The sequence below is a fragment of the Arthrobacter sp. ov407 genome (assembly GCF_900102895.1).
GTDB lineage: Bacteria > Actinomycetota > Actinomycetes > Actinomycetales > Micrococcaceae > Arthrobacter.
On the sequence record NZ_FNGD01000023.1, the window covers coordinates 10,876 to 11,704 of the forward strand.

Sequence of the window (829 nt, forward strand, 5' to 3'; positions counted from 1 at the left end):
GCATACGGCTTACGGTCGCCATAGGACGGGCGGCTATCGCCACCGAAGCTGCGCTGACCGCCACCTTCACGCGGAGCACGATCACCATACGGCTTACGCTCACCGCCGCTATATGGCTTACGCTCACCGCCGGCATACGGCTTACGTTCGCTGTTGCCGAAGCCGCGCTGATCCCCGCCCTCACGCGGAGCACGATCGCCGTACGGCTTGCGGTCACGGTCTTCCCTGGAGCGGAACCCGCGAGGATCACCACCGGAGTTGCTGGTGCCCCGGAAAGGGGCACCACCGGAACTGCGTCCACCAGAGTTGTCGTGGGACTTGCCGCCGCGGTTGCCATCATTGTGCTCAGCCATGCTGGAATCCTCCTGTTGCGAGCTGACCACTGGCGCAATCGCAGCCGCTCTGTTCCGTGTTTCGTTTCCTACGCAACCCGAAATCAAGCGCTTCGAAGTCCGTACATCTCCCCCAATTCTAGGCGAGCAACCCGTCACCGGCTAACGGCAACCCTCAAGAGGGCCCGTCGGTGGCGAGACTCACAACGCCGCAGCCGCTGGGGCGTGTGGGGCTGTTCAGGAACCATGCGGCTTGCGCCAAGGAGCCTGAACCGGGTGGCCGGTTCGCTGAGTTGACGGGCACGGAACACTGCCCGTATCGTAGTTATTAGACGTCTGACGACTTACGCAGGCGGTGAGGGCTTCGGGGGACGGCCGCTGGGATACAAAGGAGTATTTCATTGGGATATGTAATTGGCTGTGACCTCGGGTCGCAGAGCGCGAAGGCGGTGCTGATGTCGCCGGAGGGCGGGATCGTCGCGACGGCCAGTGCGGGG

1 pseudogene is annotated in these 829 nt (G+C 63.4%); it reads right to left on the bottom strand.

Annotated elements, in window-relative coordinates:
- Positions 1-353, bottom strand: a pseudogene (locus BLS42_RS20430) (hypothetical protein); the annotation flags it as partial.
- Between the last annotated feature and the right edge of the window lie 476 nt (positions 354-829).